Annotated in this window: 17 protein-coding genes and 1 tRNA gene; 2 read left to right on the top strand and 16 right to left on the bottom strand. The window is 51.5% G+C overall.

What is annotated here, in order from left to right; all coding sequences use genetic code 11:
- Positions 1-42: 42 nt before the first annotated feature.
- Together HMPREF1141_RS04990 and HMPREF1141_RS04985 are read right to left on the bottom strand one after the other, a co-directional pair.
- Positions 43-1341 carry an MFS transporter gene (locus HMPREF1141_RS04990; protein WP_009061782.1) on the bottom strand — a complete coding sequence of 433 codons (1299 nt, stop codon included), beginning with the start codon at positions 1339-1341 and terminating at the stop codon, positions 43-45.
- Positions 1342-1496: 155 nt separating this feature from the next.
- Positions 1497-2936 carry an amidohydrolase gene (locus tag HMPREF1141_RS04985; RefSeq protein WP_009061737.1) on the bottom strand — a complete coding sequence of 480 codons (1440 nt, stop codon included), beginning with the start codon at positions 2934-2936 and terminating at the stop codon, positions 1497-1499.
- A 212-nt stretch (positions 2937-3148) separates the two neighbouring features.
- On the opposite strand from HMPREF1141_RS04985, the gene HMPREF1141_RS04980 reads away from it, so the two are divergent.
- On the top strand, positions 3149-4105 hold the full coding sequence (locus tag HMPREF1141_RS04980; protein WP_009061740.1) for a LysR family transcriptional regulator: 957 nt from the start codon (positions 3149-3151) through the stop codon (positions 4103-4105).
- A gap of 95 nt (positions 4106-4200) precedes the next feature.
- Here the strand turns inward: HMPREF1141_RS04980 and HMPREF1141_RS04975 are convergent, their stop codons facing one another.
- From HMPREF1141_RS04975 to HMPREF1141_RS04930, 12 genes are all read right to left on the bottom strand, one after another.
- A complete protein-coding gene (locus tag HMPREF1141_RS04975; RefSeq protein WP_035316578.1) occupies positions 4201-4827 on the bottom strand; it encodes a flavodoxin family protein in 627 nt (208 codons plus the stop codon).
- Between the two features lie 235 nt (positions 4828-5062).
- On the bottom strand, positions 5063-6736 hold the full coding sequence (locus tag HMPREF1141_RS04970; RefSeq protein WP_009061781.1) for a methyl-accepting chemotaxis protein: 1674 nt from the start codon (positions 6734-6736) through the stop codon (positions 5063-5065).
- On the bottom strand, positions 6711-7142 hold the full coding sequence (locus tag HMPREF1141_RS04965) for a hypothetical protein (RefSeq protein ID WP_009061750.1): 432 nt from the start codon (positions 7140-7142) through the stop codon (positions 6711-6713). Before HMPREF1141_RS04965 ends, HMPREF1141_RS04970 begins: the two co-directional genes overlap by 26 nt.
- Before the next feature lie 452 nt (positions 7143-7594).
- Entirely contained in the window at positions 7595-8215 is a 621-nt protein-coding gene (locus tag HMPREF1141_RS04960) for a sugar O-acetyltransferase (RefSeq protein WP_009061800.1), read from the bottom strand.
- Between the two features lie 30 nt (positions 8216-8245).
- Positions 8246-8566 (bottom strand): hypothetical protein, encoded by a 321-nt coding sequence (locus HMPREF1141_RS04955; RefSeq protein WP_009061671.1) that lies wholly within the window; start codon positions 8564-8566, stop codon positions 8246-8248.
- A 147-nt stretch (positions 8567-8713) separates the two neighbouring features.
- Entirely contained in the window at positions 8714-8893 is a 180-nt protein-coding gene (locus tag HMPREF1141_RS04950) for a CopG family transcriptional regulator (protein WP_009061775.1), read from the bottom strand.
- A gap of 77 nt (positions 8894-8970) precedes the next feature.
- Positions 8971-9234: a ribbon-helix-helix domain-containing protein gene (locus HMPREF1141_RS17670; RefSeq protein WP_242824560.1), complete on the bottom strand. Its 264-nt coding sequence runs from the start codon at positions 9232-9234 to the stop codon at positions 8971-8973.
- Positions 9235-9362: 128 nt separating this feature from the next.
- The gene (locus HMPREF1141_RS17485; RefSeq protein WP_009061761.1) at positions 9363-9539 is read right to left on the bottom strand and encodes a hypothetical protein; all 177 of its coding nucleotides are present in this window, start codon (positions 9537-9539) and stop codon (positions 9363-9365) included.
- 208 nt (positions 9540-9747) lie between these two features.
- On the bottom strand, positions 9748-9930 hold the full coding sequence (locus tag HMPREF1141_RS04945) for a hypothetical protein (RefSeq protein ID WP_009061773.1): 183 nt from the start codon (positions 9928-9930) through the stop codon (positions 9748-9750).
- A gap of 222 nt (positions 9931-10152) precedes the next feature.
- Positions 10153-11097: a hypothetical protein gene (locus HMPREF1141_RS04940; protein ID WP_009061768.1), complete on the bottom strand. Its 945-nt coding sequence runs from the start codon at positions 11095-11097 to the stop codon at positions 10153-10155.
- 124 nt (positions 11098-11221) lie between these two features.
- Entirely contained in the window at positions 11222-11851 is a 630-nt protein-coding gene (locus HMPREF1141_RS04935; protein WP_009061753.1) for an L-2-amino-thiazoline-4-carboxylic acid hydrolase, read from the bottom strand.
- A complete protein-coding gene (locus tag HMPREF1141_RS04930; protein ID WP_009061760.1) occupies positions 11835-12068 on the bottom strand; it encodes an AbrB/MazE/SpoVT family DNA-binding domain-containing protein in 234 nt (77 codons plus the stop codon). The genes HMPREF1141_RS04935 and HMPREF1141_RS04930 overlap by 17 nt, the downstream gene beginning before the upstream one ends.
- Before the next feature lie 667 nt (positions 12069-12735).
- Here HMPREF1141_RS04930 and HMPREF1141_RS04925 point away from each other — a divergent pair.
- On the top strand, positions 12736-13797 hold the full coding sequence (locus tag HMPREF1141_RS04925) for an NAD(P)-dependent alcohol dehydrogenase (protein WP_009061708.1): 1062 nt from the start codon (positions 12736-12738) through the stop codon (positions 13795-13797).
- 142 nt (positions 13798-13939) lie between these two features.
- Here HMPREF1141_RS04925 and HMPREF1141_RS04920 read toward each other — a convergent pair whose 3' ends face one another.
- Together HMPREF1141_RS04920 and HMPREF1141_RS04915 are read right to left on the bottom strand one after the other, a co-directional pair.
- On the bottom strand, positions 13940-14458 hold the full coding sequence (locus tag HMPREF1141_RS04920; RefSeq protein WP_009061673.1) for a nitroreductase family protein: 519 nt from the start codon (positions 14456-14458) through the stop codon (positions 13940-13942).
- Positions 14459-14702: 244 nt separating this feature from the next.
- Positions 14703-14787, bottom strand: a tRNA-Leu gene (locus HMPREF1141_RS04915).
- Position 14788: the final 1 nt, after the last annotated feature.

Raw genomic sequence — 14788 nt, 5'->3', positions numbered from 1 at the left:
TTCCCGCTCGGGAGAACAGGTAAGGCACCCGCGCGGCAGGGTTTAAACCGCTTGAGAGACTGCCGCCTCTTTGGCTCTTCTTTCCTCCACACTCTTGTTGATGGTCGGAATCAACAGCATGCCGATCAGCATCATCGGCATCATGGTAAACATGGCGGGTACCATGCCCATCCCCAGCGTTTCGCCAAAGTAAGCGATGATCTTGGGCGACACCATATGCAGGCCGAGGTTCATGACACTGGTAAAGATCGAGAACATAAAGCCTTCGATCGATTCGGAGCAAAGCCGCATCAGGACAGCGTAGGTAATAACAGAAACGGCTCCTCTGGCGAATCCCATCGCAGCTTGGGCAAAAATAACCATAAAGGTGTTGTCCCAGTTCCCATTCACCAGCAGCCAGGGACACATCAAAACCCAGATAGCAACAAACAGAATGGCAAGATTCCTGTTGGTGAGGCCGCCGATTTTCTCTACAAGCTGCCCTACGACAAAAGCACCGGCCGCAACCGCGATGTATTGCGTCATCGTGGCCATTCCAAAAACCGCCGAATTGGTATTCTTCATCACCACAGGGCCGATCATGATCGCCATTCCCATAGCGCCCATAAAAAAGACCGCAAACAGCAAGCCCAGCCATGCGCCCCTGTTTCCAAACCCTATTTTGATAGCCGTTTTGATGGGGATCAGCTTTTCTTTCTCCTTGGTTTCGGGGAGTTCTTTGAACAGGAGAGTGGAAAACGCCTGACCCGCCGCGGCAACACCCAGGAAAATAGCGACGACACGCCAGCCGACGATACTCGGCAACGCACTGGCAAGCGCAACGCCTATCGCCATTCCCACATATCTGCCGCCGTTGGCAAAACCCTGCATTTTGCTGGTATGCTCATCCGGCGTAATGTCTACGGTCAAAGCGTCCGCCGTACCGTCAACAATCACAAAACAGGTACTGCAGAGGATGAGGGCGCCAAGCCAGATTGCAGAATATGTAGTGATGGTAGAGAGAACGATAAAGGCGGGGATGAACAGGACGCCGCCCATGATTAAATACGGTTTTCTTCTGCCGAATTTCCCCACAGGCACTCTGTCGGACAAAAGGCCGGTGAACATCTTCAAATAGGTAGGGATTCCAGAGAGCGCGATAACAGTGGAAATCGCCGCATAATCCAGCTTGAACACATTCGTAGTGTAATGAACGACATAGACCTGAAGACCCGCAACATAAATACCCTGTAAAACATAGAAAAGCAGTTCAACATAAAAATAATAGTTCTTGAAATTGCGCTGTTTTTTCTGATCCAACGTCAATTCAGCGCCTCGATCAACAGTTTCCACAACTTCCATGGCTGACCCTCCTTTTATTTTGGAAAACGAACGTGGCTTTCAACCTTTCTGTAAAAAAACTCAAGCTCTAAAAATATGGTGCCGGCTACGCGCTCACCGCAAAACCCGCTGCCAGAAAGAAACTTGGTTCAGGACTGCTCCGGCGGCGGAAAAGCTTACAGCTCGCTGATGGCGCGGGGTTTCACATCGGCGGGGATGGGCGAGATATATTTCTTCCCTTTCATCCGGCGGACAAATTCCTCCTGAGCGGCTTTGAGCAGACTGTCGTCCTCAATGAGGTCGATGGCGGCTCCGGCCAGCACCTGGGCGGCATAGATAAGTCCCTTGTGAGCAGCCTCGCTGCGGCCGATCGCCACCGTCTGCCACGTGTGCGCCGGCGATTTCAAAGTCCTGCACGTGGCGGAGATTTGCGCCGTGGGCACATTCCAGCTGACGTCGCCCACATCGCTGGAACTGGGAAGCACCTTGATTTCCCGCTGGGCATTAAAAGGAAGCACCTGTGTAAAAAGTGCCTGCCCGGCCATTTCTTCCTCAAAGGCCTCCGCCTCCGCTTCCGTCACACCAACGCTGGATAGATTGGGCATGTTGGCCAGTGTGGCGTCCAGCGCCTTGCCAAGAGCCAGATCTTCGTCGCTGTAAACGATGGGCGGCGCCGAGAGAAGGTTTTGGTAAAGCACCGAGTTCAGAGCCTTATTGGGAATCATGTTGGCGCAGGACTTGATGAATTCGATTTCCACCTCGGTCTCCGTAGCCATAGCCATTCCTCTGGCGATTTGATTGACGCGCTGATAAATCTCTTCCACCTGTTCCAGTTTCGGCGCACGGATCAGATAGAGTGCCTCGGCCCTGGGCTGCACGATATTGGGGGAGAATCCGCCGGCATTTGTAATGGCGTAGTGGATGCGGGTTTCCTGCGGAACGTGCTCACGCAGGAACTGCACGCCCACATTCATCAGCTCCAACGCATCCAGCGCGCTGCGGCCATTCTGCGGCGCGGCCGCGGCATGGGACGCGCGCCCCTTGAATTTGTAAAGAATCTGGTAATTGGCAAGAAAATTGACGTTCGCAACACCGTTGAAATTGCCAGGATGCCAGGTAAGCGCGGCATCCAAACCGTCAAAGACGCCGCCGCGAGCCATAAAGGCTTTTCCGGAGCCACCCTCTTCTCCCGGGCAGCCGAAATACTTGACGGTACCCTGCTTCCCGTTTTTCTCCAGATATTCCTTCAAGGCGACGGCGGCCCCTAAAGAGCCCGCGCCGAGCAGATTGTGACCGCAGCCGTGACCGTTGCCCCCTTCGCAAACGGGCTTCTGTTCGGCGGCGCCGGCCTCCTGGCTCATTCCCGAAAGAGCGTCGAACTCACCGAGGAAGCCGATCACCGGGTGACCCGACCCCCAAGTGCCAATGAACGCGGTGGGAATCTCTGCCACACCTTTTTCAACACGGAAACCGAAGCGTTCCAGCGCTTCGCAGATGCAGTCCATCGACTGGAATTCCTGGAAAGCGGTCTCGGCGTAGTCCCAGACATGGTCGCTCACATCGTTGAACACCGCCCGGTTTTCCTCAAGGAATTCATACACTTGCTTTTTTTCCACAAAATAACCTCCTTTTTCAGGTTGCATTGTCTTTACACGCAAAATGCGCAAAAAGAGAAGGGAAAATCCCCTTTTTCCTGTATCAGGTTTACCATAGAAACGCCGGACTTTGCAGCTCTGAAAACGCATATCTGGGGATTTGATTTTACTTATAGGTGCTTTTATGATATAATGCATTAAAGTCAGATTCGGCAAATTACGGGGGTGGTTATATGACGTTCAACCAGTTGCGTTATGTGGTGGAAGCGGCTAAAATCGGTTCGATTTCAAAAGCGGCCCGGCTCCTGTTCCTGACCCAATCCAATCTGAGCAGTACCATCCTCTCCCTTGAAAAAGAGCTGGGGATCAAACTGTTTCTTCGAACCCAGGATGGCATTCGGCTGACCGATCAGGGGGAAATGTTTATGGTGCATGCCCGAAGCATTCTGAGCAGCTACGATGAATTGATGCAGCTGAACGTCCCCAAGGAGAAAGAGTGCTTTCATATCGGGGTGCTTTCCTCTTCTTCCTTTTGCACCAATGCCTTTGCCAAGCTTTGCAGCCGCTATTACGATCAAAAAGACCTGCACATGACCATGCAGAACTGTGACCTTGACCACTCCGTCGATTTGCTCCGCACCGGTCAGATCGATCTTGAGGTGATGATGGCAAACTTCTCGATCAAATATCATCTTCACGAGCTTCGCGACCAAAAAAAGATTCAACTGGATGTTTTAGGCGCCCTGCCCGTCAATGTCCTTCTGCGCAGAGGGCATCCCTTATTGGAGCATTGCGATCCGGATAATCCGGGAAAGGATTTTGATTTTCAGGCATTGGCGAACTATCCCTGTGTGGATTATGTGAAAAAACAAGACGGCACGAATCTTCTGACCATAGTCATGCAGGAAACCCGCACATTTCTTCCAAACAGCGCGATCAATATGATTCTGGTTACCGACCGCGATCAAAAAGACGGCATTCTTCTCAGCACGGATGCATTTGCGCTGGGCATATCGCGGGCCCCATCCCAGCGAAATCAGGATACCGTTATCATCCCTCTCCCCGGCTGCGTCGTTGAACTCTGCCTTTGCACTTCGCCGCTGTACCCTGCAAGCAGATTTATTCCCGAGTTTCGCTCGCTGTTGATCGACGAGCTGATGCTCAGCCCGGAATTTCAGCCCGCCTGCTGATGAAAAAAGAAGAGCTCCGATCGAAACAATTTCGATCGGAGCTCTTCTTTTTTTATCATTTCATACACAGGTGCACGGTTCCGTTTTTGCCGCTGTCACCGGATGAAATTGGTCATCGCACGATCTTCCTCCTCCGGGAAAGGTACATGCTCTTTGCCAGCTTCAATGACCTTAAGCAGCCATGCCATACATCGGGCATTTTTGCGGATGGTCTGGATGCCCTCTTCATCCCGGAGCACCTCTCCCGGCTCCATCCCGTATCCCACCGTCCAGTACTGGGACGGCGGTGTGACCGTCTCCGCCAGATTCAGATAGTTATTCAGCTGATGTACCACATCTACCCCGCCGGCACGCCGCACAACCGCCACAGAGGTCGCCACTTTATATTTGAAATATTCCGAGCTTGTGAAAAACACCCTGTCCAGAAAGGACTTCATGGTTCCCGCAATTCCGGCGTAATAGGTGGGAGAGGCCAGAATAAAGCCATCTGCCTCACGCATCTTTGCGGCGGTTTCATTTACGATGTCGTTCTGATAAACACACCGGTTCTGTTCGGAAGTGGAACAGTAGCCGCAGGCAATACAGCCATGAATGTTCAGGCGCCCGACCCAGATCACTTCAACCTCTATCCCCTGCCGCTCCAGCTCTTTTTTCATGATTTGCAGGGCGTGACCTGTATTTCCGTCCTGATTGGGACTGCCGTTGATCGCTATGACTTTCATCATCTCTCGCTCCTTTCTTTCTTCTGTGAACAGTATAGCACTGATAGTGCGCTCTAAGTCAATAGGGGGCACACAAAATACTGCACCCCTCCGGCCCAGAGGAAAACGGAAGCGATATCGTATGATCCATCTGCCACGATTCGGAGTGATCCCGGCAATTGACAGCATCATAAAAACTGCTGTAAAAACGAACCCGGCCGCATCCACCTTACGGTGCCGCGGCCGGGAGCTTTGTTTAGAAAAAGCGTTCTTCCATTCCATCCAAACGGCTTGTATCGGCCGCCGGCGGTTTTTCCAGAATGAACTTGGAAACCTCCTGCTGCAGGGCCTGGGCCTGCGCCGCCAGCTCTTCGCTGGAAGCGGAGCTTTCTTCCGCCGTGGCCGCGTTGTTCTGAACCACGGAAGATACCTGCGACAGCCCCAGCGTGATCTGCTCGATCGCGCCGGCCTGCTCCACAGAGCCGCGCTCGACCTGCTCAATGGAAACGCTGATCATTTTCGCCTGCTCGCCCGCCTGGGAAAGCACGCGCGAGGTATTCGCCGCGATCTCGCCGCCCTCTTTGACGGTGCCCCCGGCATTCTGAAGCAGAACGGCCGTCTGCTTGGCAGCCTCCGCCGATTTGGCCGCCAGGTTGCGCACCTCATCCGCCACCACGGCAAAGCCCTTGCCTGCCGTACCGGCCCGCGCGGCCTCGATCGCCGCGTTCAGGGCGAGGATATTCGTCTGGAGCGCGATATCTTCGATCACCTTGGTAATGCTTGAAATCTGCTCGGACGACTCGCGGATCTCATCCATCGCGCGGGTCAGCTTCTGCATCTCTTCATTGCTCTGCAGGATCCCCGCGGCGGCCTGCGCCACATATTCCGTGGCCTGCCGCACATTCTGCACGTTGGCCTCCGCCTGCTGATCGACGGTCGCGATCGAGGCCGTCAGCTCCTGCACGGTGGCCGCCTGCTCGGAGGCGCCCGCGGCCAGGGCCTGCGCCGCCGCAGACACCTGCTCGGCCCCGGTATTGACCTGCTGCGACGCGACATCAATGAGCGAAAGCGTTTGATTCAGCGAGCTGGAAATCTGAACCAGCGCGGTCTGGATCGGCGCGAAGTCACCCACATATTCCAAATCCATTTGCACGCGCATATCCCGCTGCGCCATCTGATGGAGCTTTTCCGAAATATCCTGAATATAGCTTTGCAGAGACGAAACGGTCGACCGCAGAGCGTCCGCCAGAATCCCCAGCTCATTCTTCGCGCGGTATTCCAGCGCAATGTTCAGGTTCCCCTGCGCGAGCTGCGTCGCGACCTGTGCCATTTCGTCCAGCGGACGCGAAATGGTGCGCCTGACGAACAGCAGCAGAAGCGTGATCGCCAGCAATACCAGCAGAAGCTCCAGCACAACGGAAATCACCGTGGCGTTACGCATTGCCGCATTGGATTCCTCCAGAGAAAGGCCGGCAAAATAAATACCGATCGCCTGATTGTTGGAATCCACAATCGGCTGATAGGCGGTCGCGTGGGGAACGCCCAGAATATCGGCCGAGCCGAAATACTGCGACTTTTCGTCGAGTACGGTTTTGGCGATTTTCTGATCCAGCTTTGTGCCGACGGCGCGCTGGCCGTTGCTGATGATCGTGGTATTGACACGCTCGTCCCCCACAAAAATAGTGAACTCGCTGCCGGTCATGCTTTTCATTTTGTCTACAAACTCGGTGTTCACCAAAGAGTACCCGGTTGAGATCGCGCCGATGATCTTACCCGAAGAATCCTTGACGGGCGAGCCGGTGCGAATGGCGAGCTTGATATCGGCGCCGGTTTCGGTAACCGTCGCGGTTTCTCCCTTAAGCGCCTTTGCAACGTTGGCCTGGCCCGTTACCGAATCGCCCGTTTTATCGTCGAGGGTGCACGCGATCACGCCCCCCCTGGCCGTTGACAACCGTTACAAAGTCCACATCTGTGGCCATTTGTTTCATGGACTGACTCACCGCCGTTTTTACAGCGGCGGCATCGCCAAGCTGCATCGCATGGATCACCTCTGCATTGGCGGCAAGGTGTTCGGCGGCCGCGGCGGACTGTGTTTCGTAGTCCTTTATCATGGAATTCATGGTGGTAAGCGCCATCTGGCTTCTTTCGGTATCGATCTGATTGATGACGTTTCGATTGCTGGCCGACATGTAGAGCACCGACACACTGCCCACGATAAGAATGGCACAGGTCGCAAACAAAGCCAGCTGGAACCCGATTTTGCGAAACATCGGCAGCTTACCGGGGGTACCGGGGCTTTGCGGCATGTGTCTTGACGTTTTCATTGATTTGATCATACAAATCTTCCCTTTCAAAGGTGTTTTTTATGAGATATACAGGCAGACAGTTTCACCGCCGGGTGCGCAATAAAGCGTTCAAAAATACTTTTCTGGCAAAGCTGAAATTTCTTCTTCGACAAAAATCGACATTCCAAATATTAACAGCTTTATTATACAGGGAGGGCATTTCCAGTGTCAATCAGAAGCAGAACGCAAAAAGGGCCAAACTTAAACAGCTAAAATAAAAGAATAATAGTCATTATTATCAAAATGTTTTTCTTTCCACCCTTTTGGTAAAAATTGCCTTGCAAACGGGGTGAAAATACATCACCTTGATGCGTTTATGAGGGGTGCAAGGCGGTGTGAAACGCCCTGCCGCGGGGCACTCAACTAAGATAGAAAAGGAGATCAAAAAAGCCCCCATCGCCGCCGGATTTCTTCGGCAGAGATGGGGGCTCCCCTGTATTGTGTTAACGCGGCAGACCTGCCGCCTGCTCGAGTTCTGCTCTTTGTTTCTGCCAATAGGCCGCGTCCTCTTGCGTGATTTCCCGGATCACCCGGCAGGGATTCCCGACGGCGATCACACCGGCGGGGATCGATTTTGTGACTACGGACCCAGACCCGATAATACTGCCGCTGCCGATCTCGACGCCGCCGTTGATCACCGCGTGCCCGCCGATCCACACATCGTCCCCGATGGTGACGGGGCTGCCGTATTCCAGCATGTCTGCCCTCACCTCTGCATCGATGGGGTGCGAGGGTGTATAGATGCCGACCTGCGGCCCGAGCAAAACGTGATCGCCGATCGTCACGGGGCAAACGTCTAAGATCACGCAGTCAAAGTTGGCGTAAAAGTGGTTCCCGATGGTGATTTGACTGCCGTAATCACAGCGAAAGTTTGGCTCGATGTAAATATGTTCCCCAATCGACCCAAGCATTTCTTTCAGAAGCTGCGTGCGGTACTCGAATTCATCCTCCCCGGTGTTGTTGTATGTCCGCAGCAATCTTCTGACCCTGCGCATGTCTTCCCACAGCTCTTCATCGCCGCGGTACGTCATTCCCCGGATCATTCGCTCTTTCATGCTCAGCATTTCGCTTGTGCTCCTTTCCCAATTTGAATTTCACGACAGGTGAATGTTTTCCACAAGAGTCAGCGGGCTTTCCCCCGCTCTTTGGTGAATCAGGAGTTCCATCAATGAGGAAAGCAGACTGCTTTTGGTGATCAGCTCAAAGCCTGGGCCGTCTTCCCGCCGGGTAATCCGCAGGGCCTGCAGAACCGCTATTTTGTGATGCCGCTCCGGCTGCAGTCTTACCGCATATTCTACACCATCCACCGTCATGCTGACAACATAGCTTGCGCTGAGCGGTTCGGCCTGCGCATTTTTCAGTAAGGAGTTGCGGAGGGTTTCATATTGATTTTCTTTTAGCTGCCGAATGATCATAAACATGCTCCTTTTTATGATGTTTTCCCACAGTGCTTGAAAGGAAGTGCGGCGCATGCTATACTATTTACACTGCATTTGCCTTATGGCATCTGTCGGTTGTGTGGGAAGTGGCGTGTTTCTTAGTTGGAGAGGCGCCGCTTCCCTTCATTTTTTGAGGTCGTCATGTATCTTTTCAATTCCTTTGCGCACAACATCTGACCGTGTTATTTTCAACTCTTTCGCACATTCTTCAAGTTTTGCCATTGATGTATTATCAAGGCGGACACGGAACATTGTATGCTTGGAATCGGGCGATACCGGACGTCCGATTTTCTTTTGCGACATACGCACCTCCTTCCTGTAGCTACAACAATCACATTCCTGTAGCAACGAAAAGTCAAGTGAAATTACGCCGCTTCCTTTCATTTTTTGAGGCTTTTATACACAAGTTCAATCCCTTTTCGCACGACATCCGACTTGCTGATTTTCAGCGATTCGGCGGATTCCTCCAGTTCTTGTACACTCTTATCATCCAGCCGAACCCGGAACATCGTATCTTTTGGATTGTCCGTTGGCCGCCCCATCTTTTTGGGTTCGCTGATAGGCCCACCTCCTTTTGTGGCGACAATGCCATTACAAGTTATGCAACCAAAAAAGTCAAATAAAATTGCATCGCTTCCTTTCATGATGTTCCCGACAGTGCTTGAAAGGAGCTGCGGCGCATGTTATACTATTTACGCTGCATTTGCCTTACGGCATCTGTCGGTTTTGGGGAAGTGGCGATTTTACTTTGATGAGTGAGCGCCGCTTCCTTTCATTTTTTGAGGTCATCCTTTAACTTCTTAATCCCACGCCGAGCAGCTTCCGCTTTTGTCACCCGTTCTTGTTCGCAATAGGCTTCTAACGCTTCACTGCTTTCGTTATCTAAACGGATAAAGAGCGTTTTGTCTTTCGGATTATCAGTGGGACGCCCCATTTTCGGGTTCGCCAAATGTTCACCTCCTTTTGATATACAAAAGTATAACACTTTTGTATATCAAAAGTCAAATAAAATTGTATCGCTTCCTTTCATGATGTTCCCGACAGCGCTTGAAAGGAGCTGCGGCGCATGCTATACTATTTACGCTGCATTTGCCTTATGGCATCTGTCGGTTTTGGGGAAGTGGCGATTTGCTTTGGAGAGTGAGCGCCGCTTCCTTTCATTTTTTCTGGAGCTGGTCATACAAAGTATCAATACCTTTTCGCAAAACCTCTGAACGGGTCATCTTCAGTTCTTTCATACAAAATTCCACTTTATCCAAAGTTTCATTATCAACCCTGACTTTCAGGTCATGCTCCAAAGGCTTCTCTGGATGAGGCCCCGGCTTCTTACGTTCCCCCAAATGACCACCTCCTAACTTGGAACGCAAGATAATTATACATCTTGTGTTCCAAGTTGTCAATAATATCCAGACATAAAATCAGAGGATGCCCTGATGCAGGGTATCCTCTTGCTTTGTGCCTGATGTAATCGGTGCGAAATAGAAAAATAAGCGAAGCCTAAGACTTCGCTTACTGAACAAATACGCATAGAAACACCTGATACGGTTCTTTTCTGCTGACGCTCATTGCGCTGAAATGGAGATCGAATGATCTGCGCGCGCCGCGCCGGTTACCTTCTGGATCGAGAAAATCTGCGGGGTCACGACAAGCATCATAGAGGTCGCGTCCGCAAAAACAAGAATGCCGTACTCGTTGATCGTAATATCGCCGGAAGCGCTTGTGGTGGGGCCGGTCGTAAACGATATGCTGTCGCCCACCGCAACATAATCATGAATGTTCTTGATCTGATCCGTATCGCAGTTCTGCGGGAACGGATCGGGAGGAGTCAAATAGGTAATGGAGCTGTCGTAAACGCTGTCCGGGAAATAGAGAACCGTTATTTTATCGATACTGAAAGCGACCGGCTCATCCCCCAGCAGCAGCATGGGAATGCTCCCGGCGTCAGGCGATCGATACAGGGAATTGATCGGCCCGGTGATCGTCGCAAGCCTGTTGGAAAACAGGCTGACCGATGCGCCCGGGTAGAGCGTTACGATCTGTTCCAGAACATGCGCGAACTGATCCAGCGCGAAGCAGCGGCTGCTGTCCGCCGCGCCGCCGCCGCTGTCGACGGCAGAAATCCGCAGATTGGCTTTCGATGAGATCATACCGGAGAAAAAGAGAGTCGCACTCGACATATTCACCAGCGAAAAAGTAACCGGGGCGTCGTCGATATCCAGAACGGCGATCCCGCCCATATTGCCTGTTTTATTGGGCGAGTTGCTGTCAAATACCTGGCCTTTGTCCGAGATCAGCTGAACAGTAGTACCCGGCGAGCCGGAGGTGGACTGGATCGACACCCACCAGTCGACGATATACAGGCCGTTTTCAGGAATCGTGACAACGCCTGTCACCGGATCATAACCGAGATTCCCGGCCGAGCTGATCACTTGATCAAAGATAAAATTGCCGCTGTCTAAAATGCTTGCGACACTGTTTTTTTGGAGCTGCAATACTGTACTGGCCATCACTATCACCTTTTTATTTAGTTTTGATCGCCCTCCTCTACCATATGGTATGTGCTGTGATTCAAAAAGTTAAGAACGGCACGCAAAGACAAGGAACACGGCGCCAACCGGCGGATTCGGCCGATCAATCGCGCGCAGCGTATTTTCCGTTGAGGAAATGAAAGTCGCAGCACGCAGCGCCTTCCCCCAGGGTTCCGCTGCGCTCAAACCGGATTTTCGGCAGCAGCCCCGAGAAAGCCGTGGTATCGTTCTCGCAGTAAACCGTGCAGAGCTCAGGGCAGCCATGCTGCCGACAGGAGTCCCAGTACAGACATCGGTGCAGATTAAAGTGGATTTCTTTTCCGCTGTTGCTCACCCATTCCGTTTCCCAGCCCTCTGCCGGGAAATTCTTGCTCATGTGCGATTTTACGCCCATGCGGTACAGAAGAAACGCAAACGGGATGCGCGCCATCTGGGCGCTGCTCTCTTTCTTGATCAGCGCGGCTTTCTGCGTTTCGCGCCGGACGGCGGCCAGCGCGTCGCTCTGGGGGATGCCCTCCGCCAGCAGCGCTTTGTAGTAGGCCATTGCCGGGAACAGCTTGCCGCGCAGGTGCTCCGCGATCGCGGGATTCCCTTTATCATCCGCCCGCGCCACCAGCTCGTGATACAGCTCCTCCGCCCTGCCATAAATGCGGGTTCCCATGGGATCGGCGAATTCCTGTTTGCAATCTTCCCGCAAAAACGGAAGATTCGTTGACTCAAACGCTTTCATCATTCGAGGTCTCCTCTATCTTCTCAAATATTTCGCCGGCGTGCTTTTGCAGGACATCCGCTTTGGTCACAGCGATGCCCCACTTTTCGTCACCCAGAACGATCAGGGTATCGCCGGCCTGAATCCCGAACACCTCGCGCGCGTCCTTCGGAATAATGATCTGCCCGCGTTCCCCCACCTTTACGGTACCAAAAATATAGTGGCCTTTTGGGATTTCCATTCCTATCACCTCGTCATATAATACATACTAATATGAATAGTATGACGGATAAAAGAAAATGTCAAGGCTTCCATCAAAAAAGCCCCGCATCGTTACCGAATGCTTCCGGTAACGATGCGGGACTGCTTTTTTATCTTCGCCGAAGAATTCTGCTTTCCTGCGAAGGATGGGATTCCGGAATATCGATTGTGCCTTAACCGGCTTCCTGATCAATCGGGATTTCGAGAAACGGAACAGCAAGCTGCTTTTTGTAATCACCTCAAAGTCTGAACTACTCTCTTCGCTCAACTCGCAGAGCCTGCAAAACCGCTATTTTATTATGCCGCTCCGGCTGCAGCCTGACCGCCTATTCTGCACCATTGACTGTCCTAAACAAAGCGGCCTGCACTCAATGGCTCGGCCTGAGCATTTTTCATTATTCCAGCAGCGACAGAAAGTCAGGTAAAAATGATGTGATCCTATTTCCGGATATAAATAATAATGATTCTAATTATATTTTTATTTGTATTTGTATTCAAAGAAGTCTCATGATATAATCAACACAATCATCAGATACGGCTCTGCCGTACCGAAGCGTTCATTGCGTCACCTGCCGATCAGCCTGGTGATAAAATGGACACAATAGGCCATCAACAGAATTTCTTGATTCAGATAAGGAGGTTATAAGATGAAGGGTTTTGGTGTTTTAAAAATTAACGAAGTCGGCTGGATCGAAAAAGAAAGGCCGGTTTGCGGTCCTTTGGACGCAATTGTCCGGCCAACAACACTGGCGCCCTGCACGTCAGATGTACACACTTCTCATGGCGGCGCAGGAGCCGAGGGCAAGGACAACATGATTCTCGGCCATGAGGCGGTAGGCGAAATTGTCGAGGTCGGTGAACTGGTAACGCGTTTCAAGCCGGGCGACAAGGTCGTTGTTGCGACAACAACACCGGACTGGATGCAGCCGGGAACACAGGGCAGATATCATCAGCACGACACAGGCCCTTTGCATAGCTTCAAATACACAACGACAAAGGATGGCTCGTTTGCAGAGTTTTTCCATGTGAATCATGCCGACGCCAACATGGCATTTTTACCGGAAGGTGTGACGGAAGACCAGGCGGTCATGGTAGTGGATATGATGTCCACAGGCTTCCACAGCGTCGAAAACGCAAGAGTGACCTTTGGAGATACCGTTGTCGTCATTGGAATCGGCCCGGTTGGGCTGATGGCAATTGCCGGGGCGAAGCTTGCCGGGGCAGGAAGAATCCTTGCGGTAGGAACGCGGCCCAATTGTATTGAAATCGCAAAAAAATATGGAGCTACCGATATCATCAGCTACAAAAAAGGCGATATTGTGGAGCAAATTGTGACGCTGACAAACGGCGATGTGGATTCTGTCATCATTGCCGGCGGAAACAAAGACAGCCTTGCCCAGGCAATCGCCATGGTAAAAGCAGGCGGAACCGTATCGAATGTCAATTACTACGATGTCACCGACGTTTTGGCGTTCCCGGCCTATTTGTGGGGGCTTGGCATGAAGAATGTAGACATCCGCGGCGGATTCTGCCCCGGCGGTGCGCTTCGTATTGAAAAACTGCTCAAGATGATTCAGTACGGCAGAGTCGATACCTCCTTATTGATCACTCATACCTTTGAAGGCTTTGAGAAGATTGAGGATGCATTCAAGCTGATGGCCGAGAAACCCAGTGATTTGATCAAGCCGGTGATTCATATTAAATGGTAATCCCCAGTTTAGAGCTGTAATACAAAAAGAAGAAGCGAATCAATGATAAATTGATTCGCTTCTTCTTTTCCATTTGTCGCAAAACGGACACGTGAAATCACATCGTCATTGTTGATAGCACTTTTTACTGATTTGGACGTGCTTAATAAGTTTCTGTATGAATTTTTGCCTGATCCACTTCGTCTAATTGATGTGCAGGCATTGTCCCACTCGGATATCCCACTGCAATAATAGAAAGCACTGCCATATGCTCCGGAATCCCAAGGAGTTTACGCACATACTCTTCACTGCTCATTCCCTGATTGGATTCTCTTAACCGAATCTGCACCCAGCAGGAGCCAAGCCCTAATTTCTCTGCTTCCAGCTGCATAATGACAGCGGCGATCGAGGCGTCTTCTATCCAGGTATCGGTTTTCTGTGTATTGCCCAATACCACAATCGCCAGGGGTGTCTTCGGTAAAAACGGCTGATTCGGCTGCCGGCAGTCGCCAAGCTTTTGAAGCGTCTCTTTCTTTTCGACCACTACAAACTCCCATGGGCGGGTATTCTTCCCGGTGGGCCCCAGCTGTGCTGCCTGAAGAAGCTTTTCTTTTTTCTCCGCTTCCACAGCCTTGTCTTCAAATTTTCGGCAGCTTCTTCTTGTAAGCAACAGATCCAACATAAATTTTTCCTCACTTTCTTACACCTGTAATACAATTATAGTACAAAATTAGTATAGTACAATAGAGCAGAAAAAACTGATATAGTAATAAAAACACACTATTTAGAGTTGAGAGATATAAAACAAGGAAAACGGTACAGGTGTCGTACAAGTGTCGTGTGAACGTAAATTCAGATCTAAAACCGCAAAAAGAAAACCCGCGCAATCACCGGAATCATCCGGTAACTACGTGGGTTTTCCTCTTTGGTGCGGCTAATGGGACTTGAACCCATACGAGATAACTCACACGCCCCTCAAACGTGCCTGTCTGCCAGTTCCAGCACAGCCGCA

Source organism: Clostridium sp. MSTE9 (assembly GCF_000277625.1).
GTDB lineage: Bacteria > Bacillota > Clostridia > Oscillospirales > Acutalibacteraceae > Faecalispora > Faecalispora jeddahensis.
Note: the sequence above shows the minus strand (reverse complement) of the source record. Positions and strands in the feature narration are given on the sequence as shown.